The organism is Arthrobacter sp. AOP29-A2-19, from assembly GCF_058138025.1.
Genome location: NZ_CM176894.1, coordinates 1,913,994 through 1,938,668, shown reverse-complemented (window position 1 = coordinate 1,938,668; position 24,675 = coordinate 1,913,994). Strand labels below are relative to the sequence as shown.

Annotated in this window: 24 protein-coding genes; 17 read left to right on the top strand and 7 right to left on the bottom strand. The window is 71.2% G+C overall.

The annotated features are described in order from the left end of the window. The first annotated feature begins 39 nt into the window (after positions 1-39). The 6 genes from AC3ZJJ_RS08985 (at position 40) to AC3ZJJ_RS08960 (ending at position 4,376) form a co-directional block, all read left to right on the top strand. Positions 40-1,161, top strand: a complete 1,122-nt coding sequence (locus AC3ZJJ_RS08985) for a histidinol-phosphate transaminase (protein ID WP_489895600.1) — start codon at positions 40-42, stop codon at positions 1,159-1,161. A gap of 66 nt (positions 1,162-1,227) precedes the next feature. Then, complete coding sequence (gene hisB / locus AC3ZJJ_RS08980; RefSeq protein ID WP_489895598.1) at positions 1,228-1,848, top strand: imidazoleglycerol-phosphate dehydratase HisB; 621 nt, start codon at positions 1,228-1,230, stop codon at positions 1,846-1,848. Beyond that, entirely contained in the window at positions 1,849-2,484 is a 636-nt protein-coding gene (hisH, locus tag AC3ZJJ_RS08975; RefSeq protein WP_489895596.1) for an imidazole glycerol phosphate synthase subunit HisH, read from the top strand. Further along, on the top strand, positions 2,484-2,639 hold the full coding sequence (locus AC3ZJJ_RS08970; protein ID WP_489895594.1) for a hypothetical protein: 156 nt from the start codon (positions 2,484-2,486) through the stop codon (positions 2,637-2,639). Before hisH ends, AC3ZJJ_RS08970 begins: the two co-directional genes overlap by 1 nt. Positions 2,640-2,709: 70 nt before the next feature. Further along, positions 2,710-3,453 carry a bifunctional 1-(5-phosphoribosyl)-5-((5-phosphoribosylamino)methylideneamino)imidazole-4-carboxamide isomerase/phosphoribosylanthranilate isomerase PriA gene (gene priA, locus AC3ZJJ_RS08965; RefSeq protein WP_489895592.1) on the top strand — a complete coding sequence of 248 codons (744 nt, stop codon included), beginning with the start codon at positions 2,710-2,712 and terminating at the stop codon, positions 3,451-3,453. A 20-nt stretch (positions 3,454-3,473) separates the two neighbouring features. Continuing rightward, the gene (locus AC3ZJJ_RS08960) at positions 3,474-4,376 is read left to right on the top strand and encodes an SseB family protein (RefSeq protein WP_489895590.1); all 903 of its coding nucleotides are present in this window, start codon (positions 3,474-3,476) and stop codon (positions 4,374-4,376) included. A 65-nt stretch (positions 4,377-4,441) separates the two neighbouring features. On the opposite strand, the gene AC3ZJJ_RS08955 is transcribed toward AC3ZJJ_RS08960, so the two are convergent. Further along, positions 4,442-4,810, bottom strand: a complete 369-nt coding sequence (locus AC3ZJJ_RS08955; RefSeq protein WP_489895587.1) for a DUF1844 domain-containing protein — start codon at positions 4,808-4,810, stop codon at positions 4,442-4,444. 320 nt (positions 4,811-5,130) lie between these two features. Here AC3ZJJ_RS08955 and infC point away from each other — a divergent pair, with 320 nt between their 5' ends. The 5 genes from infC to AC3ZJJ_RS08930 all read left to right on the top strand — a co-directional run bounded on the left by infC (position 5,131) and on the right by AC3ZJJ_RS08930 (position 8,721). Beyond that, positions 5,131-6,105 carry a translation initiation factor IF-3 gene (gene infC, locus AC3ZJJ_RS08950; protein ID WP_489895585.1) on the top strand — a complete coding sequence of 325 codons (975 nt, stop codon included), beginning with the start codon at positions 5,131-5,133 and terminating at the stop codon, positions 6,103-6,105. Between the two features lie 118 nt (positions 6,106-6,223). After that, positions 6,224-6,418, top strand: a complete 195-nt coding sequence (gene rpmI / locus AC3ZJJ_RS08945; RefSeq protein WP_435725957.1) for a 50S ribosomal protein L35 — start codon at positions 6,224-6,226, stop codon at positions 6,416-6,418. 103 nt (positions 6,419-6,521) lie between these two features. After that, entirely contained in the window at positions 6,522-7,229 is a 708-nt protein-coding gene (gene rplT / locus AC3ZJJ_RS08940; protein ID WP_489895582.1) for a 50S ribosomal protein L20, sunset domain variant, read from the top strand. Positions 7,230-7,330: 101 nt separating this feature from the next. After that, positions 7,331-8,272 carry a TrmH family RNA methyltransferase gene (locus AC3ZJJ_RS08935; protein ID WP_489895580.1) on the top strand — a complete coding sequence of 314 codons (942 nt, stop codon included), beginning with the start codon at positions 7,331-7,333 and terminating at the stop codon, positions 8,270-8,272. Beyond that, positions 8,269-8,721, top strand: coding sequence for a (deoxy)nucleoside triphosphate pyrophosphohydrolase (locus tag AC3ZJJ_RS08930; RefSeq protein ID WP_489895578.1), 453 nt, complete (start codon positions 8,269-8,271; stop codon positions 8,719-8,721). Before AC3ZJJ_RS08935 ends, AC3ZJJ_RS08930 begins: the two co-directional genes overlap by 4 nt. A gap of 18 nt (positions 8,722-8,739) precedes the next feature. On the opposite strand, the gene AC3ZJJ_RS08925 is transcribed toward AC3ZJJ_RS08930, so the two are convergent. Both AC3ZJJ_RS08925 and AC3ZJJ_RS08920 read right to left on the bottom strand, forming a co-directional pair. Next, positions 8,740-9,108 (bottom strand): bleomycin resistance protein, encoded by a 369-nt coding sequence (locus AC3ZJJ_RS08925; RefSeq protein WP_489895576.1) that lies wholly within the window; start codon positions 9,106-9,108, stop codon positions 8,740-8,742. A gap of 52 nt (positions 9,109-9,160) precedes the next feature. Next, positions 9,161-10,291: an Rv2578c family radical SAM protein gene (locus AC3ZJJ_RS08920; RefSeq protein WP_489895574.1), complete on the bottom strand. Its 1,131-nt coding sequence runs from the start codon at positions 10,289-10,291 to the stop codon at positions 9,161-9,163. A 78-nt stretch (positions 10,292-10,369) separates the two neighbouring features. On the opposite strand from AC3ZJJ_RS08920, the gene pcp reads away from it, so the two are divergent. Further along, complete coding sequence (pcp, locus tag AC3ZJJ_RS08915; RefSeq protein WP_489895572.1) at positions 10,370-10,999, top strand: pyroglutamyl-peptidase I; 630 nt, start codon at positions 10,370-10,372, stop codon at positions 10,997-10,999. On the opposite strand, the gene AC3ZJJ_RS08910 is transcribed toward pcp, so the two are convergent. Then, positions 10,932-11,402, bottom strand: a complete 471-nt coding sequence (locus tag AC3ZJJ_RS08910; protein WP_489895570.1) for a hypothetical protein — start codon at positions 11,400-11,402, stop codon at positions 10,932-10,934. The two genes, pcp and AC3ZJJ_RS08910, sit on opposite strands and share 68 nt — an antisense overlap. A 147-nt stretch (positions 11,403-11,549) precedes the next feature. Here AC3ZJJ_RS08910 and pheS point away from each other — a divergent pair, with 147 nt between their 5' ends. The 3 genes from pheS (at position 11,550) to AC3ZJJ_RS08895 (ending at position 16,002) form a co-directional block, all read left to right on the top strand. Next, positions 11,550-12,638 (top strand): phenylalanine--tRNA ligase subunit alpha, encoded by a 1,089-nt coding sequence (gene pheS / locus AC3ZJJ_RS08905; RefSeq protein WP_489895568.1) that lies wholly within the window; start codon positions 11,550-11,552, stop codon positions 12,636-12,638. Positions 12,639-12,640: 2 nt separating this feature from the next. Further along, positions 12,641-15,184 carry a phenylalanine--tRNA ligase subunit beta gene (pheT, locus tag AC3ZJJ_RS08900; protein WP_489895566.1) on the top strand — a complete coding sequence of 848 codons (2,544 nt, stop codon included), beginning with the start codon at positions 12,641-12,643 and terminating at the stop codon, positions 15,182-15,184. 101 nt (positions 15,185-15,285) lie between these two features. Beyond that, positions 15,286-16,002 carry a 4'-phosphopantetheinyl transferase family protein gene (locus AC3ZJJ_RS08895; protein ID WP_489895564.1) on the top strand — a complete coding sequence of 239 codons (717 nt, stop codon included), beginning with the start codon at positions 15,286-15,288 and terminating at the stop codon, positions 16,000-16,002. Here AC3ZJJ_RS08895 and AC3ZJJ_RS08890 read toward each other — a convergent pair. From AC3ZJJ_RS08890 to AC3ZJJ_RS08880, 3 genes are read right to left on the bottom strand one after another with little or no spacing between them, the layout of a single operon-like run. Then, positions 15,999-17,387, bottom strand: a complete 1,389-nt coding sequence (locus AC3ZJJ_RS08890) for a M1 family metallopeptidase (RefSeq protein ID WP_489895562.1) — start codon at positions 17,385-17,387, stop codon at positions 15,999-16,001. The two genes, AC3ZJJ_RS08895 and AC3ZJJ_RS08890, sit on opposite strands and share 4 nt — an antisense overlap. After that, positions 17,384-21,286: a Pls/PosA family non-ribosomal peptide synthetase gene (locus tag AC3ZJJ_RS08885; RefSeq protein WP_489895560.1), complete on the bottom strand. Its 3,903-nt coding sequence runs from the start codon at positions 21,284-21,286 to the stop codon at positions 17,384-17,386. Before AC3ZJJ_RS08885 ends, AC3ZJJ_RS08890 begins: the two co-directional genes overlap by 4 nt. Before the next feature lies 1 nt (position 21,287). Beyond that, positions 21,288-22,283, bottom strand: a complete 996-nt coding sequence (locus tag AC3ZJJ_RS08880) for a quinone oxidoreductase family protein (RefSeq protein WP_489895558.1) — start codon at positions 22,281-22,283, stop codon at positions 21,288-21,290. A 160-nt stretch (positions 22,284-22,443) separates the two neighbouring features. Here AC3ZJJ_RS08880 and argC point away from each other — a divergent pair, with 160 nt between their 5' ends. Together argC and argJ are read left to right on the top strand one after the other, a co-directional pair. After that, positions 22,444-23,475 (top strand): N-acetyl-gamma-glutamyl-phosphate reductase, encoded by a 1,032-nt coding sequence (argC, locus tag AC3ZJJ_RS08875; protein WP_489895556.1) that lies wholly within the window; start codon positions 22,444-22,446, stop codon positions 23,473-23,475. Continuing rightward, positions 23,472-24,668, top strand: coding sequence for a bifunctional glutamate N-acetyltransferase/amino-acid acetyltransferase ArgJ (gene argJ, locus AC3ZJJ_RS08870; protein ID WP_489895554.1), 1,197 nt, complete (start codon positions 23,472-23,474; stop codon positions 24,666-24,668). Before argC ends, argJ begins: the two co-directional genes overlap by 4 nt. Positions 24,669-24,675: the final 7 nt, after the last annotated feature.

Genomic DNA, 24,675 nt, shown 5'->3' with positions numbered 1-24,675 from the left:
CGATTGGGGCGCCGATCGGTGCCGCACTAGAATTGTCCGGTGAGTGATCAGCTTAAGCGCCTGGCCAGACTGCCGCTTCGGGACAACCTCAGGGGACTCGAGCCGTACGGTGCCCCGCAGCTTGACGTGCCGATCCTGCTCAACGTCAATGAGAACACCCATCCCGTGCCCCCCGAGGTCAGTGCCGCGATCGCGGCCGATGTCGCGGCCTGCGCCCCGGGGCTCAACCGGTACCCCGACCGCGAGTTCACCGAACTGCGGCAGCGCCTTGCCGACTATCTCGGGCACGGGCTGACGGCCGACCACGTTTGGGCCGCCAACGGATCCAACGAAGTGCTGCAACACATTCTCCAGGCGTTCGGCGGCCCAGGCCGCATCGCCATGGGCTTTCCTCCCACCTATTCGATGTACCCGCTGCTGGCCAGCGGGACCGACACCGCTTACGTCCGGGGTGTCCGTTCCGAGGACTTCGGCCTCTCGGCGGAGTCGGCCGCGGAACAGGTTGCCGCCAGCGGAGCGAACATCGTTTTCCTCTGCTCGCCGAACAATCCCACCGGGACCGCCCTGGGACTCGACGTGGTGGAGGCGGTCTACGAGGCCGGCGAGGCGAGCCAGGCCATCGTGATCGTCGACGAGGCGTACGCCGAGTTCGCCATGATCGGCACCCGCTCCGCACTGAACCTCCTGCCCGGACGCGACAGGCTGATCGTCTCCCGCACCATGAGCAAGGCCTTCGCGCTTGCGGGCGCACGGCTCGGCTACATGGCCGCCGTGCCGGAGATCGCCGACGCGCTGCGGCTCGTCAGGCTTCCATACCACCTCTCCGCCGTTACCCAGGCGACCGCCAACGCCGCGCTGAAGCACGTCGACGTGCTGCTGGCCACCGTAGAGGACATCAAGATGCAGCGCGACAGGATCGTCGACGAACTCAAGCGGCTGGGACTCTCGCCCGCCGCGAGCGACTCCAACTTCGTGTTCTTCGGTGGGATGGAGCACCCCGGCCGGATCTGGCAGGGGCTCCTGGACGCCGGCGTCCTGGTCAGGGATGTCGGGATCCCCGGCCACCTGCGTGTGACGGCGGGCACGGAGGCCGAAACCACCGCCTTCCTGAACCGGCTCGAGGAGCTGCTCGAGCCGGAACCGTCGGGGGCCCGCGGGTAGACTTGCCCTAGGTGGCGCCTGCCCTCCGGCGCGCCGCCCACCACCTTCCAGGCCTAAGGATCATCTATGTCTGCAGAATCGCCCAACGGCCGACGGGCCCGCATGGAGCGCAAGACCAGCGAGTCGTCGGTCCTCGTGGAGCTCAACCTCGACGGGACCGGCGTCGCGAACATCAGCACCTCGGTGCCGTTCTACGACCACATGCTGACCGCGCTGTCCAAGCACTCCCTGATCGACCTGACCGTCGAGGCCACGGGGGACACGCACATCGACGTCCACCACACGGTGGAGGACGTTGCCATCACCATCGGAGAGGCGTTGCGCACGGCGCTGGGCAACAAGGCGGGAATCCGCCGCTTCGGCGAGGCGACGGTGCCGCTGGACGAGGCGCTGGCGCACGCGGTGGTCGACATCTCCGGGCGCCCCTACCTGGTGCACTCGGGGGAGCCCGCCGGGCAGGAATACCACCTCATCGGCGGGCACTTCACCGGGTCCCTCACGCGCCACGTTTTCGAGTCGCTGACGCTCCACGCCCAGATCTGCCTCCACATGAGGGTGCTGGGCGGTAGGGATCCGCACCACATCGTGGAGGCCCAGTTCAAGGCGCTGGCCCGCGCGCTGCGGACCGCGGTCGAGCCCGACGCGCGCATCGGCAACGCCATCCCCTCCACGAAGGGCGCACTGTAGATGGCTGCGCCCAAGGTCACGGTCCTGGACTACGGTTCGGGGAACGTGCGATCGGCCGTTCGCGCGCTGGAACGGGTGGGGGCGTCGGTCACCCTGAGCGCCCGGCCCGAGGACGTCCTGGAGGCGGACGGCCTCCTGGTACCCGGCGTCGGCGCCTTTGCCGCGGTGATGAAGGCACTCGGCGACGTCGGCGCGGCGCGCTACATCGGACGCCGCATCGCTGGAAACCGTCCCGTGATGGGGATCTGCGTGGGACACCAGGTCTTCTTCGAGGAGGGTGTCGAGCACGGCGTCCGCACCAAGGGGCTGGGCGAGTGGCCCGGAACGGTTGAACTCCTTCCCGCGCCGATCGTCCCGCACATGGGCTGGAACACGGTCAAGGCCCCAGCCGGCACGCGCCTGTTCGCCGGCATTGAGGACGAGCGCTTCTATTTCGTGCACTCCTATGCCGTCCAGACGTGGGACTTCGAGGTCCTCCAGCCCGCCATGACGCCGCCGAAGGTCACGTGGTCGGAGCACGGCGCGCGCTTTATCGCCGGCGTGGAGAACGGCCCGCTGTCCGCGGTGCAGTTCCACCCGGAGAAGTCCGGCGACGCGGGGGCGCAACTCCTGGAGAACTGGCTCGGGACCCTCTGATGTGGAGCATCCTGCTGATGGCTCTGGCCGGCATCCTCGCGGGCGGGGCCATCTCGCTGCGGCAGCAGCGCGCACACGTCTCGTGGACCATCACCTGCTGGGTCCTCGCGGGCCTTTCACTCCTCGCGGCCTACGTCCTGACCTTCGCCGACTAGCGCGGCCCCGCCGCCTTGGCGGCGGGACCACCGCGCACCACATACACCCAACGAACCGAAAGTGCCGAACATGACCAACCACGACGTCCCCGTTCTCGAGCTCCTTCCCGCCGTCGACGTCGCCGACGGGCAGGCCGTGCGCCTTGTCCAGGGCGAGGCCGGCAGCGAGACGGGCTATGGCGATCCACTCGAGGCCGCCATGGCGTGGCAGAACGACGGCGCGGAGTGGGTCCACCTCGTGGACCTGGACGCCGCCTTCGGCCGGGGCAACAACACGGAGGTGCTGCGCAGGGTCGCCGACGAGCTCTCGATCAAGGTGGAGCTTTCTGGCGGCATCCGCGACGACGAGTCCCTGGACCGCGCACTCGAGTTCGGCGCGGCGCGCGTCAACCTCGGCACCGCCGCGTTGGAGAATCCGGAGTGGACAGCACGGGCCATCGAGCGCCACGGAGACAAGATCGCCGTCGGGCTCGACGTGCGCGGAACGACGCTCGCTGCCCGCGGCTGGACCAAGGAGGGCGGCGACCTTTGGGAGGTTCTCGCCCGCCTTGAGGATGCCGGCTGCGCCCGCTACGTCGTCACGGACGTCACCAAGGACGGCACGCTGCGCGGGCCGAACGTCGAGCTTTTGCGTCAGATGTGCGAGCGCACCGACAAGCCCGTCGTTGCCTCGGGCGGCATCTCAAGCCTCGAGGACCTGCGCGTCCTGCGCGAGCTTGTTCCGCAGGGCGTGGAGGGAGCCATCGTCGGCAAGGCGCTCTACGCGGGCAAGTTCACCCTGCCCGAGGCCCTCGACGTGGCTGGCCGACGCTGAGCGGCGGACTCCGGCACCCCGTGGGAGCGCACGATGGTCCCGCCGCCGGGGATGTGCCGTCGGCTTCCCGGCATCTGCCCGGACACATAGCCGCCGCTCTCGACCGCGCCGGCGGGGCCGCCGATTCGGCCGGACGCCCGTGGGCGGGCCGCGACCTGTCCGGCGAGGGCAACCCGCTGCACCACTTCGACGACGACGACGGTTCCGCGGACGCGGGCTACGAGGCGGCGATCGCGGGACTTCTGGCGGGCGCCGCCGCAGAGGAGGACGTGCACGCCGCCCTGGCGACGGCGCGGGTGTTCATCCCCGTGGTGGCGACTCTGGCCGACGGCGGCGCCGGCGCGCACGGCGTCGTGGAGGACAAGGAGGCCGACATGGCTCTGGTCACCATCACGGCCCCCGACGGGCGGACGGCCCTCCCGGTGTTCACAACCGTCCAGCGCCTCCAGGCCTGGCATCCCGAAGCCCGGCCGGTCGCGGTCCATGCCCCTCGGGCGGCCCTCTCGGCAGTCGCCGAGGGCGCGCATCTTCTGGTCGTGGATCCGGGCGCGCGCGTTACGTTCGTGCTGCGACGGCCCGCCGTCTGGTCCCTGGCCCGCCAAGAGCCTTGGCTGCCGAGCTACAAGGACGCGGCGCACCTGCAGGTACTCAGGCGGCTCGCCGACGCGGAAGCGACGGTGGTGGGCATTTCCGCGGGGCCGGGTGCTGGCGTCGCCAGCCGTTCCGCCGACGGTCGTGTGCTCGCGGGCGGGGGCCCGGGGCCGGAGCTGCGCCTGGAGATTTCTTTCAGGGCCGGCACCGCCGAAGCGGACGCCCGGGCGGCGGCCGCCCGGATCCAGAGCGCGCTGGGCGCCGACGCGGCGTTCGCGGAGGCGGTGGACTCTCTCGAGATCTCCCTGAAGGCGGCGCCGCCCGCGGCCTGATCCACGGGAGGGCCTTAAGGCCGAGAAGGGCCGGCCGCATGGCGGCCGGCCCTTCGGATGTCCTGCTAGTTGACGGGGCCCGTGAGCTTTTCGCCCGGTCCCTGGCCCGGCGCGTCCTGGATGGTGGACGCCTCGCGGAAGGCGAGCTGCAGCGTGCGCAGTCCGTCCCGCAGCGGCGCCGCGTGCTGGCTGCCGACTTCGGGGGCCGCGGCGGTGATCAGGCCGGCGAGGGCGGTGATGAGCTTCCGGGCCTCGTCCAGGTCCTTCAGCTCTTCGGCATCCGGGCCTTCGGCCAGGCCGCACTTGACCGCGGCCGCGCTCATCAGGTGAACGGCCGCCGTCGTGATGATCTCCACGGCGGCGACCTCAGAGATGTCGCGCACGTGGTCGGTGTCGGTGGAGGGGGCGGCCGAATTGGTTTCAGGGGTACTCATACTGCTAAGCTTTTCACAGACCGACTGGAATCGCGCATTCGGTGGTGCCGCTGGGAAACATTGGGTGGCATTGGAGCGCGCGGTTCCGGTACGCAAGTGGAGGCCTACTCCCACCCGCCGCAGCCGCACAGGCCGCCGGGTCAATTCGGTGGCGTGGAACCCAGGTTTCCGCCGGACGGCTCGCCGTCTTACGAATTCACTGGCCTCCGCCTGCCCCGCAGACGGAGGCCTTCTCCATGTGTGGGCGGCTTCCGAACGATCAACAGCAGGAGTTACACATCAGCGATCCACGCATTAATGATCGAATCCGCGTCCCAGAGGTGCGGTTGGTTGGACCCAACGGCGAACAGGTGGGCGTGGTCCGCATCGAGGACGCGTTGCGTCTGGCGTCGGAGTCCGACCTTGATCTCGTCGAGGTGGCGCCCACGGCGAAGCCTCCCGTGTGCAAACTGATGGACTTCGGCAAGTACAAGTACGAAGCCGCGGTCAAGGCCCGCGAGGCCCGCAAGAATCAGACCAACACGGTCCTGAAGGAAATCCGCTTCCGCCTCAAGATCGACAAGCACGACTACGAGACGAAGACGGGCCACGCACTCCGCTTCCTAGCGGCCGGCGACAAGGTCAAGGCCATGATCCAGTTCCGTGGCCGCGAGCAGCAGCGTCCGGAAATGGGCATCCGCCTCCTCAACAAGTTTGCCGAGGACGTCGCGGAGGTCGGAATGGTCGAATCCACCCCGCGGATCGACGGCCGAAACATGGTCATGGTCGTGGGGCCGCTGAAGAACAAGGCCGAAGCCAAGGCCGAAGCCCGCCGCCAGCAGCAGCGGGAGACGGACAAGGCCAGGTCGGTGGCTTCCAAGGAACGCGTCGACACCTCCGGCGACCAGCCGGCGTTGACGCAGAGCTTGGCCGACAACCTCCCGGACGACTTCATGGCCCGGGTGGCCCAGGTCGAGGCGGATGCTGCCGAGGCCGCGAAGGCGCCGGCCCCGGCGAAGGAAGAGGCAAAGCCGGAGGCCTCCGCCGCGGCCCCCGTCGAGACCGCGGAGAAGACTTCCGCTCCGGTCGCCAAGGCCCCCGCAGCCAAGGCTCCCGCTCCGGCGGCCGCCAAGGCTCCGGCACGGCCCGCGGCGGCGTCCGCTCCCAAGGCGGCGCCAAAGCCGGCAACGACTGCGACTACGGTGCCCAAGGCGGCACCGAAGCCCGTGGTCGCGGTTCCCAGGCCCACCCCCAAGCCCGCGGCCGTGCCCAAGCCGGCGCCCCGCAAGCCAGCCAAGCCGGGCCCGGCCAAGTAGCCGACCCGGTGCGGCGCGCCCCACGGGGCGAGCACACCACCAACGTGCCTCCGAAACCGGAGACACGAGAGATCCCCGGTCCTCAGGGACACGGGAGCACGTAAGGAGAACGGCGGACATGCCGAAGTTCAAGACCCACAGTGGAGCCAAGAAGCGCTTCAAGCTCACCGGTAGCGGCAAGCTCAAGCGCCAGCAGGCCAACCGCCGGCACTACCTGGAGCACAAGCCGTCCAGCCTGAAGCGCCAGCTCAAGGGCGACCGTATCGTCGCCAAGGCGGACACCAAGACCATCAAGCGGATGCTGGGAATCTAGCAAACCGCACCCGGGGGCCGCGGCTCCCATCCATCCATAGTTTTCCCTTGGCCGGAACCCACCTTGTGGACGGCCCGGGGGCAGAGCATTAAGGAGTACACACGTGGCACGTGTGAAGCGGGCGGTAAACGCCCACAAGAAGCGCCGGGTTATCCTCGAGCGGGCCAAGGGCTACCGCGGTCAGCGTTCGCGCCTTTACCGCAAGGCCAAGGAACAGCTGCTGCACTCGTTCGTCTACAGCTACGGCGACCGCCGCAAGCGTAAGGGCGACTTCCGCCGCCTGTGGATCCAGCGCATCAACGCCGCGGCGCGTGCCAACGGCCTGACGTACAACCGCCTCATCCAGGGCCTCAAGGCCGCCGAGGTCGAGGTTGACCGCCGTATGCTCGCCGAGCTCGCCATCTCCGACGCCAACGCCTTCAGCGCGCTGGTCAAGATCGCCAAGGAGGCTCTGCCGGCGGACGTGAACGCACCCGCCGCCCCCAAGGCCGCCCTGACCAAGACCGAGCTCACCGCGTCGAAGGCCCCGGCCGCCAAGGCTGCCCCGGCCGCCAAGGCCGCTCCCGCCGAGAAGAAGGCTCCCGCCGCAGCGGAGAAGTCCGTCGAGGGTGGATCCGTCAAGGCCGTCGAGGGCGAGGACGCCCCCGAGGGCTTCGTCATCAAGGGCAACCAGTCCAAGAAGTACCACGTGCCGGGCTCCACCTGGTACGAGCAGACCCAGCCGGAGTTCTGGTTCAACTCGGTCGAGGCCGCCAAGGCCGCGGGCTTCGAGCCCGCCGGTGGCGAGTCGCGCCAGCAGTTCAAGGGCTAGCCTTCACGGGCTGAGCAGCGGCCGTTGGGCCGCGTTCCTGCGAAGGGGACGGAATCCGCGTGGATTCCGTCCCCTTCGCCGTTCCCGGCTAAGGTTTTCGCATGACTATTGCGGGATCCAACGCCGAACCCATGACCAATCCGCGGGCCGAGCGCGTCAAGGACGTCGCCCGTCTCGCGTCGCGCATCGGCAGGAACCGCAGCGGACTGTTCCTCGCGGAGGGGCCGCAGTCCGTGCGCGAGGCGCTGCGCCTGCACCGGGAGCGGGGGGCAGCGGGCGGCGAGCCGGTCGTCGAGCAGCTGTACGCCACGGCGGAGGCCCTCGAACGTAATCCCGACCTCGCGGAGCTGGCGGGGGACGCGCCGCTGCGCCTGGCCACCACCGAGGTGATCGTGGCCATGGCCGATACCGTCACCCCGCAGGGACTGCTCGCCGTGTGCAGGATCCCGCGCGACACGCTTGCCGGCGTGCTCGCGTCGGCACCGCGGCTGCTCGCGGTCCTGTGCAGGGTGCAGGATCCCGGAAACGCCGGCACCGTGCTGCGTGCGGCGGACGCCGCCGGCGCCGACGCGGTCCTCGTGACGCAGGGAAGCGTCGACATGTTCAACCCCAAGGCCGTGCGGTCGACCGCCGGTTCCCTCTTCCACCTCCCGGTCGTCTCGGGGCTCGACTTCGACGAGACGGTCGCGGCCCTCCGCGCCGCGGGCATCGCCGTCCTCGCCGCCGACGGATACGGGGACATGGACCTGGATGCGCTGCAGGATCGGAGCGCGTCGCGCAGGCTCGTCGCGGCACCGGGACCGCAGATCGCCGCCCCGTCCCTTGCTGCGGCCGGCCCCGCCGCGGAACCTCGGTTGGAGGAGCCGACGGCGTGGCTGTTCGGCAACGAGGCGAACGGTCTCTCCACCGCCGAACTGGCCGCGGCGGACCACAGGGTCGCCGTTCCGCTGTATGGCGTGGCGGAATCCCTGAACGTTGGAACGGCGGCAACCGTCTGCCTCTATGCCTCGGCCCGGTCGCAGCGGCGCGGAGCGGGCGCGTGAGCGGCGTGCGGCAAATCGTGGGCGCGGCGATCGTCGACTCCCTGGGGTTTCCCCGCCGACTGCTGGCCGCCCGGCGCACCAAGCCGGAGGCGCTGGCGGGCCTGTGGGAGTTCCCGGGCGGCAAGGTGGAGGCCGGCGAGGGCTGCGAAGAGGCGCTGCTGCGCGAGCTGCGGGAGGAGCTGGGCGTCGATGCCCGGCTCGGGTCCGAGTTGCCGGGGCCGGGGAGCGGGGGCTGGCCGCTGACCGAATCGGCCTCGATGCGCGTGTGGTTCGCGGAGATCACGGCGGGGGAGCCCGCCCCGCTCGAGGACCACGATGAACTCCGGTGGGTCGACCTTGGGTCCTCCGCCGTCCTGGAGCTGGACTGGATTCCCGCCGACCTGCCGATCGTCAGGCAACTCCTGGGCGCCACGGCTACGGCCGGCGGCCGGCCCGGCGCAGGGGCGTAGTCCGCCGCCGCGGCGCACCTACAGCTTGTGCGCGAAACGGATGAGGTTGCCGTCCGGATCGACGTGGGCAGCCTCGCGGAGCCCGTATTCGGTGTCCAGGGCGTCGCTGGTGGGAGCGTCGTAGTCCACGCCACCGGTGGCGACCCGCCACTCGGCCGCCAGCCCGTCTGCGTCGTCAACGGTGACGAAGACCGAAGCGAAGTTGTTCTCCGGGGCGAGCGTGGGCGCCTCCCAGAGGTGGATCGCGATGCCGTCGCGGCGGGCCAGCGCGTACGCCTCGTCCCCGTCGTATCCCGTGACATTGAAGCCGAGGAGCGCGTAGTGCGCCATGGCGCGTTCAATGTCCAGGACGGGGAACACGGTTGCGGATGTCTCCAAGGTGGCCATGGTGCGAGCCTAGCGAGGCCTGAGGCCCGCGGCAACGAAGCGCGGGTGAACATCACGCTTCGACGTCGAACAGCGTCCCTTGCGGCGGCGGCGCGACCACGCCCGCGTTCCCGGCGGGCGGCGCATCGGGGTTCCCGTCCCCGCCCGGCGACGGGGCACGGAAGCCGCCGGAACCCGAGGCCAGGCCGTGCCGCGCACGGAAGTGGCGAATCCGCCCGTTCAGCCACGTCCGGTACTCGGCGTCAGCCACGGAGCCCCGGCGGTACAGGTTCCGGTAGCGCCCCACCAGTCCGGGGTGGTTCGTCTGGAGCCACTCCATAAACCATTCGCGCGCGCCGGGGCGCAGGTGCAGGGGACCCGCCGAGACGCTCGCCGCACCGGCCGCGGCCAGCCGGGCGAACAGCGCATCGAGCGCTTCGTCCGAGTCGCTGAGCCACGGGAGGATCGGCATGGCGAGCACGGAGCACTCGATGCCGCTGGCGCTCAGCCGCTCCACCAGCCTGAAACGCGCCTCCGGCGTTGGCGTACCCGGTTCTATGGAGGCGCTGAGCTCGGTGTTGGTCATGGCGATGGAGAGAGCGACCGACACGGGCACGCGCTCGGCGGCGCGCACCAGCACCCCCACGTCGCGGGCCAGCAGCGTGCCCTTGGTCAGGATGGAGAACGGCGTTCGGGAGTCGGCGAGCGCCGCGATGATGTCCGGCATCAACCTGTAGCGCCCCTCGGCGCGCTGGTAGGGGTCCGTGTTGGTGCCGAGCGCCACGTGTTCGTGGCTCCAGCCGGGCTTGCTCAATTCCGCGCGCAAGACGTCCGCGACATTGAGCTTGACGACCACCTGTGAGTCGAAGTCGCGGCCCGCGTCCAGGTCCAGGTACGTGTGGGTCTTCCGCGCGAAGCAGTACACGCAGGCGTGGCTGCAGCCGCGGTAGGGGTTGACCGTCCAGTGGAACGGCATGCGGGAGGCCTCGGGCACCCGGTTGAGCGCGCTCTTCGCTAGCACCTCATGGAACGTCATTCCGGCGAACTCCGGGGTGCGCACCGAGCGGACGATGCCGGAGATCGGGAGTTCGGCTCCGGGGGCCCCCGCGAAGTCGGCCAGCGGAAGCGGGGCGCCGACCGCGTCGGCCGCCCCCGCTTCCGGCCGTCCGGCTGGTGGCCGAACGAGCTGAGCTTCCCATCTCACCCCTTGATTAGAACATATCTTCGAATAAGAGTCCAGTGCATCGAAGGAGGAAGTGTGCCGCGCCGTAGGATGGGACGAATGATCCTTATCACCGGCTTCGAACCCTTTGGCGGACACACGAGCAACCCCTCGATCGCGGCGGCGCGCGAAGCCGCCCAGGAGTTGTCCGCGTCCGGGATCCCCGCGGTCGCCGAGGAGCTTCCCTGCGTCTTCGCCGCGTCGCCCGGCGCCCTCCTCCGGGCCATCGAGCGGCACCGCCCCGACATCGTGGTGTGTGTGGGCCTCGCGGCCACACGCCGGGTCCTCTCGCTGGAGCGGGTCGCCATCAACGTGATCGACGCGCGGATTCCCGACAACGCGGGGGCGCGGCCCGTCGACGAGCCCGTGGAGGCGGACGGTCCCGCGGCCTACTTCACCCGGCTGCCCATCAAACGCACACTGGCCGCGTTGGACTCCGCCGGAATCGGGGCGGAGGTCTCGCAGACCGCCGGCACCTTCGTGTGCAACCAGGTGTTCTACTCCCTGATGCACCAGCTCAAGGAGTCCGGCGCGGACCTCCCGGCCGGATTTGTGCACGTTCCCCAGCCCGGGGAGGGTGATGGCGTTGCGCCGCCCGCTCCGGACCTCGCGCGCGCCCTCGCTATCGTCGCCCGCGAAGCGCTGAACCCCTCGCCCGACGCGATCCTAGCCGCCGGAGCGGAGTCCTAGCCGGGCGCTCCACGTAGCCGCCGGCGGAGAGGCCCGCCGCACGTTCGAAAGGGTTGCGCGACGCTGGATCGCCCGTCCTGAGCACTGACCACGCGGCGCCGGCGAAGTAGAGCGGAATAAACGGCAGGCCACCACACCACGCGTACTGCGACGTGTGCCGCTCCTCGTGTGACAGGAGCAGCGGATGGTCCTCGGGACGGGCGAACCGCGGCCTGAGGAACACCACGCTGCCCACGGTGAACGCTCCCGCCGCCGGCAAGGGCGGACGGTAGTCGACGGCCAGGAGCAGACCGTTGGGCCCGCGCCGGACCCGGCACCCGGTGGCGGCGGCCAGCGCCAGGCCCGCGGGCGTTGACAGGTTGGCCCAATTCGCGAACGTCCTGGCCTGCTTCCAGCGTGGCATGCGCCCAGTGTAGCCAGCCCGCGGTGCGCGTGCCGGCGCGCGCGACTGCCCGAGGGCGCCGCCGTTTCGGGGCCGTGGGCCGCGCTGAACTAGACTTGACTCCGAACCAGGACACGCGAACCACAGGGAAAAGGGCCGTAACCAAACATGTCTGAACCAATGACGCCCGTCGCCGGCGTCCACGAGGCCGTGGGCGACGCCGTCCCGCACCCGACGGACGAATCCGCCGTTGGCGCCGCGGCGGACCGCGCGCTGGCCGCCATCGCCGCCGCAGCCAACCTGTCCGAGCTCAAGGCGGCCAGGATCGCCCACACCGGCGAGAAATCGCCGCTGAGCCTCGCCAACCGGGAGATCGGCAGGCTGGACAAGTCGGAGAAGGCCGTGGCCGGCAAGCTGCTGGGGTCGGCGCGTGGCCGCGTGAACAAGGCGCTCGCCGAGCGCACGCTGGTCCTCGAGGAAGAAGACGCCGCAAGGATCCTCGTTGAGGAGGCCGTGGACGTCACCGCGGCTCCGCGCCGCCGTCGCGCCGGTGCCCGCCACCCGCTCTCGGTGTTGCAGGACCGCGTCAGCGACATCTTCGTCGGCATGGGCTGGGAAATCGCCGAGGGCCCCGAGGTGGAGTCCGAATGGTTCAACTTCGACGCCCTCAACTTCAAGCCGGACCACCCGGCACGCGACATGCAGGACACGTTCTTCGTCGATCCGCCGGAGGCCCACCTGGTCCTGCGCACCCACACGTCGCCGGTGCAGGTCCGCTCCATGCTGGAGCGCGACCTGCCCATCTACGTGCTCTGCCCCGGCAAGGTGTTCCGCACCGACGAGCTCGACGCGACGCACACCCCGGTGTTCCACCAGTTCGAGGGCCTGGCGATCGACAAGGGCCTCTCCATGGCGGACCTCCGCGGGACGCTCGAGCATTTCGCGCGCCAGATGTTCGGCGACGAGGCCGACATCCGGTTGCGCCCTAACTATTTCCCCTTCACCGAGCCCTCGGCCGAGCTGGACATCTGGCACCCGGGGGCCAAGGGCGGGCCGCGCTGGATCGAGTGGGGCGGCTGCGGCATGGTGCATCCCAACGTGCTCCGGGCCGCGGGCATCGACCCGGACGTGTACTCCGGATTCGCCTTCGGCATGGGGATCGAACGCACCCTGATGTTCCGCAACGACGTACCGGACATGCACGACATGATCGAGGGCGACGTCCGTTTCAGCCAGCACTTCGGGATGGAGATCTAAGCATGCGTATTCCACTTTCCTGGTTGCGCGAGTACGCGCAGGTTCCCTCCGACGCCACGGCAGAGGACGTGATGGCGGACCTGGTCAAGGTCGGCCTGGAGGAGGAGGACGTGCACCGCCCCTCCGACCAGCTGACAGGCCCCGTTGTTGTGGGCCAGGTGCTCAGCATCGTCAAGGAGCCGCAGTCCAACGGCAAGACCATCAACTGGTGCCAGGTCCGCGTGGTCCCGGAGGGCCGGCCGCAGACCCTGGAGCAGGACGGGATCGATCCCTCCGGCATCCAAGGGATCGTCTGCGGCGCGCACAACTTCGTCGAGGGCGACAAGGTCGTTGTGACGCTGCCCGGGGCCGTCCTGCCCGGCGACTTCCGCATCGGCCCGCGCAAGACCTACGGCCACGTCTCCGCCGGCATGATCGCCTCCTCCCGCGAGCTGGGCATCGGCGACGACCACGACGGCATCATCGTGCTCTCGCGGCTGGGGCTGGACCCGGACATCGGCACGGACGCCCTGGAGCTCCTGGGCCTCAACGACCAGGCCGCCGAGATCAACGTGACCCCAGACCGAAGCTACTGCTTCTCGATCCGCGGGGTGGCCCGGGAGTACGCGCACGCCACCGGGACACCGTTCACCGATCCTGGGGCGGGATTGGCCGTGGCCGAGCCCACGGGGCCCGGATACCCCGTGCGGCTGCAGGACGCCGCGGGAATCCACGGCAAGGACGGCTGCGACCGTTTCGTCGCCCGCACCGTTCGCGGCGTCGATCCAGCGCGGCCCACGCCACCGTGGATGGCCAGCCGCCTCCGCCTGGCCGGCATCCGCTCCATCTCGCTGGTCGTGGACATCTCCAACTACGTGATGCTGGAGCTGGGCCAGCCGTTGCACTTCTACGATCTGGACAAGCTGACCGGAGAGATCGTGGTGCGCCGCGCGGCGGCGGGCGAGACGCTGCGGACCCTCGACGACAAGGTCCGGACGCTCGATCCAGAGGATCTGCTGATCACGGACGGCTCCGGCCCCATCGGCATCGCCGGGGTGATGGGCGGCGGGGCGACGGAGGTCTCCGGAACCACCGCCAACGTGCTCATCGAGGCCGCGCACTTCGAGGAGGTCTCGATCGCGCGGTCGCGCCGCAGGCACAAGCTGCCGTCCGAAGCGTCCAAGCGCTTCGAACGCGGCGTGGACTGGGAGATCGCGGACGAGGCCGCGCAGCGCGCCGTCGATCTGCTCGTCGAGCTGGCGGGCGGCGTGCCGGACTCCACCGCAACCGACGTCGGCACACGCCCGTCACCGGTCGTCATCGAGCTCCCGGCCGGCTATGCGACGCGCCGGGTGGGGATCGACTTCACCCCAGACCAGGTGGAGGGAACGCTGCGCGACCTCGGCGCCGTCGTCGAGGCCACGGACGGCGGCCACCGCGTCACGGCACCGAGCTGGCGCCAGGACCTCCAGACGCGGGACGACCTCACGGAGGAGATCGCCCGTCTGGTCGGCTACGACAAGATTCCGGCCACCCTGCCCGTGGCGCCCCCCGGCCGGGGGCTGACCCGCCTGCAGCAGCAGCGCCGGCGCCTGATGCAGGCCCTGGCCGACGCCGGACTCACCGAAACGCTGAGCTACCCGTTCGTCTCCGCGCGGCAGAATGGAACGTTCGGGACCCCCGACGCCGGGACCGTTCCCCCCGCCGTGAAGCTGGCGAACCCGCTGTCCGCCGAGTTCGGGCAGATGCGCCGTTCGGTGCTGCCGGGGCTCCTGGAGGCGGCGCGCCGCAACCACTCGCGCGGCTTCCGCGACCTCGCGCTCTACGAGGCCGGCCTGGTGTTCCTTCCCGGCGACACGCTGGGCACGCCGGACGTTCCGCCGCTGGGCGCACGCCCGGCGGAAGACGTCCTGGACGCGCTCTACAACGGACTGCCGGAGCAGCCGCAGCACCTCGCCGCGGTGCTGACGGGCCACGATTCACCACAGGCCGCCGGACACACCCCGCGCACCTACGACTGGGCCGACGCCGTCGACGTCGCCCGCCTCGCGGCGGACGTGCTCGGCGTCGAACTGGTCGTCGCCCAGGGCCACCACCAGGCGTTCCACCCGGGACGCACGGCGCGCCTCGAACTGCGGACCGGGGAGACCATCGGCTACGCCGGCGAGCTCCACCCGAAGCTGCTGGCGGAGCTTGACCTGCCCGCGCGGACGGTTGCCATGGAACTCGACGCCGACGCGCTCTTCGACGCCGCGGCCGACGTCGTGGTGGCCCGGCGGATCTCCACCTACCCGATCAGCACCCAGGACGTCGCCCTGGTGGTTGGCGACGCCGTGGTGGCACAGGACGTGCTTGAGGCGCTGCGCGCCGGCGCGGGGGAGCTGTTGGAGGACGTGGCGCTCTTCGATGTCTACTCGGGGGCGGGCATCGAGCCGGGCAAAAAGTCGCTGGCGTTCGGCCTGCGGTTCCGCGCGGCAGACCGCACCCTGACCGCGGACGAGGCCTCCGAGGCGCGCGCCGCCGCCGTCGCGCTGGCCGCCGAGCGGTTCGGGGCGGTCCAGCGCTAGACGCTTGATGCGCTCGAGGGCCCGGATTCCGCGGAATCCGGGCCCTCTCGCTGTTCGGGGACCTTAGACTGGGGTCGGCCGTTCGAGGAGGGAGCAGGGGAGTGGATTTCAACCCGACGCCGCCAGGCATCCGGCTGGCGGCCGCGCCGTTGTCCGACGCCGGCCGCCTGCCGTCGACCTGGCTCGGGCCGCTGGAGCGCGAGCGCGCGGCGGCCTACGGGGCCGGCGCACCCAGGTTGCGCTTCACGGCGGGGCGGCTCCTGGCGCGGTCGCTCGCTGCCTCCCTGCTGTCCGTCCCGCCCGAGGACGTGGGCATCGCCAACGACTGCCCCCTGTGCGGACCCGGTGCGCACGGCCGACCCGTTCTGCTGCTGCGCGGTGTTCAGGTCCCGGCGTCGTTCAGCCTCACGCGCGCCGCGGCCTGGATTCTGGTCGCCGTGGGGCCGCCGGCCATGCGCCTGGGCGTCGATCTTGCGGAGCCCGCGGATGCGGCCTTCTCCGAGGGGCACAATCGCGGGGGGCTGGACGAACTGTCTTTCGGCGCGGCGGAACGCGCGGCGCTCGCTTCCCTCCCGCCCCGGGACCGCCCGTGCGAACGCGCGCGGCTGTGGGCCCTGAAGGAGGCGCTCGGAAAGGCCCTCGGCGAAGGCATCGCCGGGCCGGACGGCATCCCGTCGGTCGAGGGCGTCGGCGCACACCCCGCGCTGCTCGCGCCCGGCGCCGTGAAGTGGTCCCCGCCCTCCGGGTCTGCGGGCCTGCCCCGCGAACTGGTGTCCGGCGCCGTGCTCCTGCCCCCGTCCGCCGGGCCCCGCGCCTAGCGGGGCAGTGCCGGCACCGAGGGCAGCGCCGGCAGCGCCTCCCTGAAGAGCCACGGCTTGAGGAAGGACTTGGCCGCGAAGCCCTCCGGCGCATACCCGTCCACGTGGCTGGCGAACTGCGCCGTCGACACCGTGGCGTGGCGCATGGACAGCGTCCATGCCCGGAGCATGGCGAAGAACGCCCGATCGCCCAGGTGCAGGCGGAGCGCCTGCAGGGTCAGCGCGCCGCGTTTGTAGACGCGGTCGTCGAACATGTCGGCCGCACCGGGGTCGCCCACTTCGATGTCCTGCGGCAGGGCGGCCAGCACCGACCAGGCGAGCTCCGCCCGCGATTGCGCCGACGCCGCGCCGGAGGCCTCCGACCAGATCCATTCCGCGTAGCACGCGAAACCCTCGTGCAGCCAGATGTCGCTCCACGAGCCCAGCGTCAGCGAGTTCCCGAACCACTGGTGTGCCAGCTCGTGGGCGATCAGGCGCTGCTGCTCCCAACCGGGCCGCAGGTGGTTGCTGCCCAGGATCGACATGCCCTGTGCCTCGAGGGGGATCTCCAGCGCGTCCGCGGTGACAACGACCACGTACTCCGCGAAGGGGTAGGGGCCGAAGGCGTCGGCGAACACCTGCATCATGCGCGGCTGCTCGGCCAGCGCGCGGCGCGCGGCGGGCGCCAGCGGGCCGGGAACGGCCACGTGCTGCGGCGGCTGCGGCGCCTCGTCGGCATGGCGCGCGGGGGTGGCCGCGACGGGTGGCAGGTCGATCCGCTCGTAGCGGCCGATCTGCAGCGTCGCCAGGTAGGTGGCCATGGGTTCGTGCTGTTCGTACACCCATTCCTCGCGGCTTGATTTCCGCGCGTAGTGGACCAGCTGGCCGTTGGACACGGCTCGGTACCCGGCGTCGGTGCTGATGCCGATGCGGAACGTTGCCTTGCGGCTCGGGTGGTCGTTGCAGGGGAACCAGGTGGCGGCGCCGTGGGGCTGGCCCGCCACCAGCAGCCCGTCCTCCAATTCCTCCCATCCGACCTCGCCCCACGCGCTGCCGCGCGGGCCGGGAGTGCCCCCGTACCTGACATCCAGCTCGAAGGCCGCGCCGGCGTCGATCCGGGACGAAGGCACGACCACCAACCGGTCCCCGCGGTGCAGGAACTTGGTTGGTTTCTTGCCGTTCACCGCGACCTTGCTGGCCTGCAGGCCCGCCAGGTCCACTTCGATGCGCTCCAGGTCCTCCAGCGCCGTGCACCGGATGCGGGCGCGCCCGTCGAGCCGGTTGCCGCCGAGCTTGCACTCTAGGTCCAGGTCGTAATGCTCCACGCTGTAGGCGGCGGAACCGGTCAGCGGCAGGTAGGGGTCCGGCAGGAGGGCGTCGGAGGGTGATTTTCTCTTGGGGCTCATGGAGTGGGACGTTTCCAGGGTTTGACGGGATTGCCCATCCAGTAGCTGGAGGGCGGGACGGTTTCGCCGCGCATGACCAGGGAAGCGGGCCCCACGGTCGCGCCGGCGGAGAGCGACGCGGCCGGCAGGATGACGCCGTGCGGGCCCATGGTGGATCCGGCACCGAGCTCCACCGTGTCGATTGCCATCACGCGGTCGTGGAACAGGTGGGTCTGCACCACACAGCCGCGGTTGACGGTCGAGGAGTCGCCGAGCCGGACCAGGTCGGCCTCCGGCAGCCAGTAGCTTTCGCACCAGACGCCGTGGCCGATCTTCGCGCCGAGTGCGCGGAGCCACCACACCAGGGCCGGGGTACCGGAGGCGCTGCGGGCGAACCAGGGTGCGCACACCATTTCGATGAAGGTGTCGACGACCTCGTTGCGCCAGATGAAGGAGCTCCACAGCGGGTGTTCGCCGGCGCGGATCGGTCCCACGAGGATCCACTTGGCGGCAACCGCGCTCACCGCGGCGCCGGCGCCGGCCAACATCATCACAACACCGCTGAGCAGTGCGGCGGCGCCGTAGCCCAGGCGCACGGCGACGGCGTCCAACGTGGCCAGCACCAGCACTGCCAGCGCCACGGTCACCATGACCGGGACGAACCTGCACAGTTCCCACAGGGTTCGGGCCACCTTGAGGCGCGCCGGGGGATCGAACGTGCGGGCCTCGTCGGAGGCGACGGCGGTGCGCCGGAGCCGGACGGGCGGACTGCCCAGCCAGGACGAGCCGGACTTCGCCTTGGCGGGCGTGGCCGAGAGCACCGCAACGAGGCCGTTCTTCGGCACCCTGCGGCCCGCGCCGGCCATGCCGGAGTTGCCGAGGAAGGCGCGCTTGCCGATCTTCGCGGGGGCTACGTGCATCCACCCTCCGCCGAGTTCGTAGGAGGCAACCATGGTGTCGTCAGCGAGGAACGCGCCGCTGCCGATGGTGGTCATCTTCGGCAGCAGGAGCACCGTGGAGGCCTCCACGTTGCGGCCGACCCTGGCGCCCAACAGGCGGAGCCAGACCGGGGTGAAGAGGCTGGCGTAGAGCGGAAACAGCACGTCGCGGGCCATGTCCAGGATGCGCTCCGTGGCCCAGACCTGCCATCCGACGCGGCCCCGGACGGGGTGCCATCCCTCCGTGATGCCCAGCGACAGCAGCCGAACGGAGCCCAGAATGAGCGCCATGTTGCCCAGGAACCAGACGGCCGCGCCGAGCGGCACGGTCGCGAGGAGCGCGGGGACGGCCGCCGACAGCGATTCGTGGCCCCGGAGCGGCAGCGTCGCCACCACCACGGCGGCGGCGACGCTGAAGTAGGGGATCGTGGCGAGGACCGCGGCCGCGACCCCGAAGGCGGCGGTGTGCAGCCGCCCGGAACGGACGGGGGTTTCGGGCCAGTTCCGCTTCGCCCGCCCGGTCCGCTCGGCCGGGGCGCCGGCGTAGGCGAGGTTGGCCTTGGTGGCGCCCGCGACGGCGGAACCGGGCGCCACGTGGGCGCCGTCCGCCACCGAGGCGCCGGGCAGCAGGGTCGACCGCGCCCCGACCGTGGCCTCGGCCCCAATCCTGACCTGTCCCACGTGCACCCGGTCGCCGTCGAGCCAGACGCCGCTCAGATCGACCTCCGGTTCGATGGACGAGCCGCGACCCAGCTGGAGCATGCCGGTCACGGGAGGCACGGAGTGGAGGTTGACGTCGCGGCCGACCTTCGCGCCCAGGGCCCGGGCGTAGTACGGAACCCACGCCGCGCTGGCGAGGCTGACCGGATCCACCAGGTCGGCAATGTGCTGGGCCAGCCAGAGGCGCAGGTGCACCTTGCCGGACCGCGGATAGGAGCCGGGCCTCAGCCCGCGCAGCAGGAGGCGGGCAGACACCACGGAGATGGCCATGCGGCCCACTGGGCTGACAAAGACCAGCCAGACGGCCAACACCAACCACCAGGAGACGGCCGGAGCCCCGGCGAGGACGCCGAGGGACCCGAGGAGGTTGTTCAGCGCCATGAGGTAGGTCAGCCAGCGCATGCCAACCAGGATGAACAGCGGGATTCCCATCAGCGTTTGGAAGACCTGGGCCTTGCGCGTGGTCCTGGCGACGACGCGCGGTTCGGCCGCCTCGTCGACGCCGACGGTCCCCGCCACGGCCTCGATGAGCGCGCCGACCCGCGGGTGCGAGTAGATGTCGCCGACCGTCACGGTCGGATAGCGCAGCCGCAGCGCGGAGACAAGCTGCGCGGCCGAGAGCGAACCGCCGCCGCTGGCGAAGAAGTCGGCGTCCAGGCTGCCGGCGGGCGTGCCCAGGACGGAGGACCACTGCTCCACGATCCACTGGGCGTCCGGCGCCAACTCGGGCAGGACGCCGGCGTCGTGCGTCCCCGCTCCGGGAAGGGGCCACGGCAGGGCGTTGCGGTCCACCTTGCCGCTGGTCTTCGTCGGCAGGTCGTCGACGACCGCGAGCAGCGGGACCAGCGCGGCGGGGAGCTCGCCGGTGAGCGCGGCCCGCGCGCCGTCCGTGTCGAAGTCGGCGGGGGCCGCCAGGTAGCCCACGAGTATTTGGTTCCCGGACGCCGTCGTCTTCACCGCGGCGGCCGCGCCGGCGACTCCGGGGAGGGCCTGCAGCGCGGCGTCGATCTCGCCGAGCTCGATCCGTCGCCCGCCCAGCTTGATCTGCTCGTCGGCGCGGCCCACGAACAGCAGTCCCTCCGGATCGAAGACCACGAGGTCGCCGGAGCGGTAGGCGCGGTCCCAGCCCAGCGTGTCCATGGGGGCGTACTTTTCGGCGTCCTTGGCCGGGTCGAGGTAGCGGGCCAGGCCAACGCCGCCGATGATCAGCTGACCGGTCTCGCCCTCGCCAACCGGCACGCCGGCATCGTCGACGACCGCGAGGTCCCAGCCGTCCAGTGGGAGGCCGATCCGCACGGGTCCGTCCGCAGCGAGCGGCGCGGCACACGCGACGACCGTGGCCTCCGTGGGGCCGTAGGTGTTCCAGACCTCTCGTCCGTCGACCGCGAGGCGAGCGGCCAGTTCCGGGGGACAGGCCTCGCCGCCGAAGATGAGCAGGCGGACGTTCTCGAGCGCCTCGGCCGGCCACAGGGCTGCCAAGGTGGGCACGGTGGAGACGGCCGTGATGCCGCGCATGACCAGCCACGGGCCCAGGTCGACGCCGGAGCGGACCAGGGAGCGGGGGGCCGGCACCAGGCAGGCTCCGTGCCGCCAGGCGAGCCACATCTCCTCGCAGGAGGCGTCGAAGGCCACGGACAGGCCGGCCAGCACCCTGTCCTCCGGGCCGAGCGGCTCTTCGCGGAGGAAGATCCGGGCCTCGGCGTCCACGAAGGCGGCGGCCGATCGGTGCGTCACCGCGACGCCCTTCGGCGTGCCGGTGGAGCCCGAGGTGAAGATGATCCACGCGTCGTCTTCCAGGGAGGGGTTCCGCGGCGCGGGGAACGGCGCGGGCCGCTTCTTGCCCACCACCATTTTGCCCCCGCCGCGGAGGATCCCCGCGACCTTGGCCTCGGAGAACACCAGTCGGGCGCGTTCGTCGGGGTCGTCCGCGTCCACGGGCACATAGGCCGCGCCCACGGCGAGCGTGGCCAGGATCGACACGTAGAGATCGCGCGTGCCGGAGGGGATCCGCACCCCGATCCGGTCGCCGGCCCCGAGCCCGGCCTCGTGCAGGACGCGCGCCCGGTCCCTGACCTCCGCCATCAGTTCGGCGTAGCTGAGGGACACGTCGCCGTCGTCGAGCGCCGGGGCGTCCGGATGGGCGGCCGCGGTGGCGGCCAGGACCTCCAACAGGGTCCTCGGATCGGGTGTGGACGCCGATCCCGGCAGCTGCGGAAGATAGGTGGACGCGGTTCCGGGCGCCCGGGACAGATGCTCGGTCACGCTACGAAAGCCCCCCGGCCAGCGGCGAGGTGTTGGGCACCAGGAGCAGCTTGCCCGTGGTCGCACGGGACTCCAGCGCGGTGTGGGCGCGGCCCGCGTCGGCCAGCGGGTACAGGGCGTCGATGCGCACGCTGAGCCGGCCGTCGGCGACGAGGCCCATGATCTCGGAGGAGCGCCAACGCACTTCCTCGGCGTCCCGCGTGAAGTCCGCCAGCTTGGGGCGCGTGACGCTCAGCGAGCCGAGCGCGTTGAGGCGCTGCAGATCGAACGGCGGCACCTGGCCGGAGGCTCCGCCGAACAGGACCAGCGTGCCCCGGGTTCGCAGGGACTTGAGCGAGGACTCGAACGTGTCCTTGCCGATCCCGTCGTAGACCACGTCGACGCCGCGGCCGCCGGTCAGCTCGCGGACCTTGTCCGGTACGTCGGCGTAGTCGAGGACATGGTCTGCCCCGGCCCCACGCGCCAGTTCCGCCTTCTCCGGCGTCGAGGTGGTGGTGATGACCGTGGCGCCGCGCAGCTTGAGCAGCTGGGTCAGCAGCAGGCCGACGCCGCCGGCGCCGGCGTACGTCAGCGCGGTGTCCCCGGGCTTGACGTTGTAGCTGGAGTTGATGAGGTAGTGGGCCGTCATGCCCTGAAGCGGCAGGGCCGCGGCGACGCCGTCGTCGACGCCGTCGGGCACGGGGAACGACTTGCCGGCGGGGAACAGCGCGTACTCGGCGTAGGTGCCTGCGCCGTCGCTGCTGGCCACCCGGTCGCCGGGAGCGAACCCCTCGACGCCGGGGCCGACCTCCTCGACGGTTCCGGCGGCCTCGCTGCCCGGCGTGAACGGGTAGGAGACCGGATAGACGCCGGAGCGCTGGTACGTCTCGATGAAGTTGACGCCGGCGGCGGAGACCTTGACCAACAGTTGGCCGGGACCCGGCGCCGGGCGCGGAACCTCGACGGTCTCGAAGACCTCCGGCCCGCCCGCGCGGACCGCCTGGACTGCATACGGCATAACCATCTCCTTGTGCGTCGCTGTTGCTTCGGGACAACCTTAGACCGCGCGGATGAACGGAAGGCGTCCGCCCCACACCGTCGCCGGTGTTCGAGACGCGGGCCACAACGGCATGAATATTTATTAGCCATCATGCATAAATCGGTTGTAGGCTGGGCCCATGACCATCTCAGTAGCGGTATCCGGCGCCAGCGGGTACGCCGGCGGCGAGCTCTTGCGTCTGCTGGCGCACCACCCCCACGTGGAAATCGGGGCCATCACGGCCCACAGCAATGCGGGCCAGCCGCTTGGGGCGCTGCAGCCCCACCTCCGCGCCCTGGCCGGGCGTGTGCTGGTGGACACCACGGTGGACAACCTGTCCGGGCACGACGTCGTTTTCCTCGCGCTGCCGCACGGGGCCAGTGCGGAGCTGGCCGCCGCGCTACCCGAGGGGACGCTCGTGATCGACGCCGGCGCGGACCATCGGCTGGAATCCGCCGCGGCCTGGGAGAAGTTCTACGGATCCCCCCACGCGGGCACCTGGCCCTACGGGCTGCCCGAGCTGCCGGGCGCCCGGGAGGGGCTGCGCGGCGCCACGAGGATCGCGGTCCCCGGCTGCTACCCCACGTCCGCGCAGCTGGCACTGGTGCCCGGATTCGCCGCGGACCTGCTGGAGCCGGACGACGTCGTGATCGTTGCCGCCTCCGGAACCTCCGGCGCCGGCAAGTCCGCCAAGCCCCACCTGCTGGGATCCGAGGTCATGGGCGGCATGGGACCCTACGGGGTCGGTGGCGGGCACCGCCACACCCCCGAGATGGAGCAGGGATTCTCCCGCGCCGCCGGCCGGCCGGTGACCGTGTCGTTCACGCCCACCCTGGCGCCGATGGCCCGGGGCATCCTGACCACGGCCACTGCGCGGGTGAAGGCCGGCGTGGACGCCGCGACCCTGCGCGCGGCCTGGGAAGCGGCCTACGCCGACGAGCCCTTCGTCCACCTGCTCCCGGAGGGGCAGTGGCCGCACACCAAGCAGGTCCAGGCCTCGAACCACGCGACCCTGCAGCTGGCCTTCGACCGCCACGCCGGACGCGTGATCGTCGTCTGCGCGATAGACAACCTCGCCAAGGGCACCGCCGGCGGCGCCATCCAGTCCATGAACATCGCCCTGGGCCTGCCGGAGGACGCGGGCCTGACCCTCGAAGGAGTCGCCCCATGACCAGCAATCCCACCTCCGCGCAGGCGCCGCTCGGCGTGACCGCGCCCCGGGGCTTCCGGGCCGCCGGTGTCACCGCCGGGCTCAAGGCCTCCGGCAAGCCCGATGTCGCGCTTGTGGTGAACGACGGCCCGATGAAGAGCGCCGCGGCCGTGTTCACCACCAACCGGGTGGCGGCGGCGCCCGTCCACTGGTCGCGGCAGGCCGTGTCCGACGGGCGCGCCGACGCGGTGGTGCTCAACTCGGGCGGAGCCAACGCGTGCACGGGCCACCAGGGCTTCCAGAACACCCACGCAACGGCCGAGCACGTGGCCGCGGTGCTGGGCGGCAGCTCCGGCGACGTCCTGGTCTGCTCCACGGGACTGATCGGCGAGCAGCTGCCGATGGACAAGCTCCTTCCCGGCGTCGACGCCGCCTCGAAGGCGCTCGGCGACGGCGGACCGAACGACGGCGGCGCGGCGGCGGCCACCGCCATCATGACGACCGACAGCGTCTCCAAGCAGTCCGGCTTCGCCGGATCGGGATACTCGATCGGCGGCATGGCCAAGGGCGCCGGCATGCTGGCGCCGGGCCTGGCGACCATGCTGGTGGTGCTCACGACCGACGCGGCCGTCGGGGCGCCGGAGCTGGATGCGGCCCTGCGCGCCGCGACGCGCGTGAGCTTCGACCGCGCGGACTCGGACGGCTGCATGTCAACCAACGACACCGTCGTCCTGCTGGCCTCCGGCGCGTCCGGCACAACCCCGGACCCCGCCGAATTCGCCGAAGGCCTCACCGCGGTCTGCACCGACCTGGCCACGCAACTCATCCACGACGCCGAGGGCGCCGCGCACGACATCACCATCCGCACGCACAACGCCGCCACCGAGGCCGACGCCGAAGAGGTGGGCCGCGCCGTCGCCCGCTCCAACCTCTTCAAGACGGCCATCTTCGGGCTGGACCCCAACTGGGGCCGCGTGCTCTCGGCCGTGGGCACGACGCGCGCGGCCTTCGAGCCGGAGCGGCTCAACGTGGCGATCAACGGCGTGCAGGTCTGCCGCGACGGCGGCATCGGCGACGACCGGTCGCTGGTGGACCTTGGCGGGCGCGAGGTGCTGGTGGAGATCGACCTCGGCGCGGGCTCCTCGGAGGCGTCCATCTGGACCAACGACCTCACCCACGAATACGTCCACGAGAACTCCGCCTACAGCAGCTAGGAACCCA

Excerpts from the sequence above, each read along its gene's own strand:
- hisB (WP_489895598.1), top strand. The coding sequence starts at position 1,228 with ATGTCTGCAGAATCGCCCAACGGCCGACGGGCCCGCATGGAGCGCAAG.
- hisH (WP_489895596.1), top strand. The coding sequence starts at position 1,849 with ATGGCTGCGCCCAAGGTCACGGTCCTGGACTACGGTTCGGGGAACGTG.
- AC3ZJJ_RS08970 (WP_489895594.1), top strand. The coding sequence starts at position 2,484 with ATGTGGAGCATCCTGCTGATGGCTCTGGCCGGCATCCTCGCGGGCGGG.
- priA (WP_489895592.1), top strand. The coding sequence starts at position 2,710 with ATGACCAACCACGACGTCCCCGTTCTCGAGCTCCTTCCCGCCGTCGAC.
- AC3ZJJ_RS08955 (WP_489895587.1), bottom strand. The coding sequence starts at position 4,810 with ATGAGTACCCCTGAAACCAATTCGGCCGCCCCCTCCACCGACACCGAC.
- rpmI (WP_435725957.1), top strand. The coding sequence starts at position 6,224 with ATGCCGAAGTTCAAGACCCACAGTGGAGCCAAGAAGCGCTTCAAGCTC.
- AC3ZJJ_RS08935 (WP_489895580.1), top strand. The coding sequence starts at position 7,331 with ATGACTATTGCGGGATCCAACGCCGAACCCATGACCAATCCGCGGGCC.
- AC3ZJJ_RS08925 (WP_489895576.1), bottom strand. The coding sequence starts at position 9,108 with ATGGCCACCTTGGAGACATCCGCAACCGTGTTCCCCGTCCTGGACATT.
- pcp (WP_489895572.1), top strand. The coding sequence starts at position 10,370 with ATGATCCTTATCACCGGCTTCGAACCCTTTGGCGGACACACGAGCAAC.
- AC3ZJJ_RS08910 (WP_489895570.1), bottom strand. The coding sequence starts at position 11,402 with ATGCCACGCTGGAAGCAGGCCAGGACGTTCGCGAATTGGGCCAACCTG.
- pheS (WP_489895568.1), top strand. The coding sequence starts at position 11,550 with ATGTCTGAACCAATGACGCCCGTCGCCGGCGTCCACGAGGCCGTGGGC.
- pheT (WP_489895566.1), top strand. The coding sequence starts at position 12,641 with ATGCGTATTCCACTTTCCTGGTTGCGCGAGTACGCGCAGGTTCCCTCC.
- AC3ZJJ_RS08890 (WP_489895562.1), bottom strand. The coding sequence starts at position 17,387 with ATGAGCCCCAAGAGAAAATCACCCTCCGACGCCCTCCTGCCGGACCCC.
- AC3ZJJ_RS08880 (WP_489895558.1), bottom strand. The coding sequence starts at position 22,283 with ATGCCGTATGCAGTCCAGGCGGTCCGCGCGGGCGGGCCGGAGGTCTTC.
- argC (WP_489895556.1), top strand. The coding sequence starts at position 22,444 with ATGACCATCTCAGTAGCGGTATCCGGCGCCAGCGGGTACGCCGGCGGC.
- argJ (WP_489895554.1), top strand. The coding sequence starts at position 23,472 with ATGACCAGCAATCCCACCTCCGCGCAGGCGCCGCTCGGCGTGACCGCG.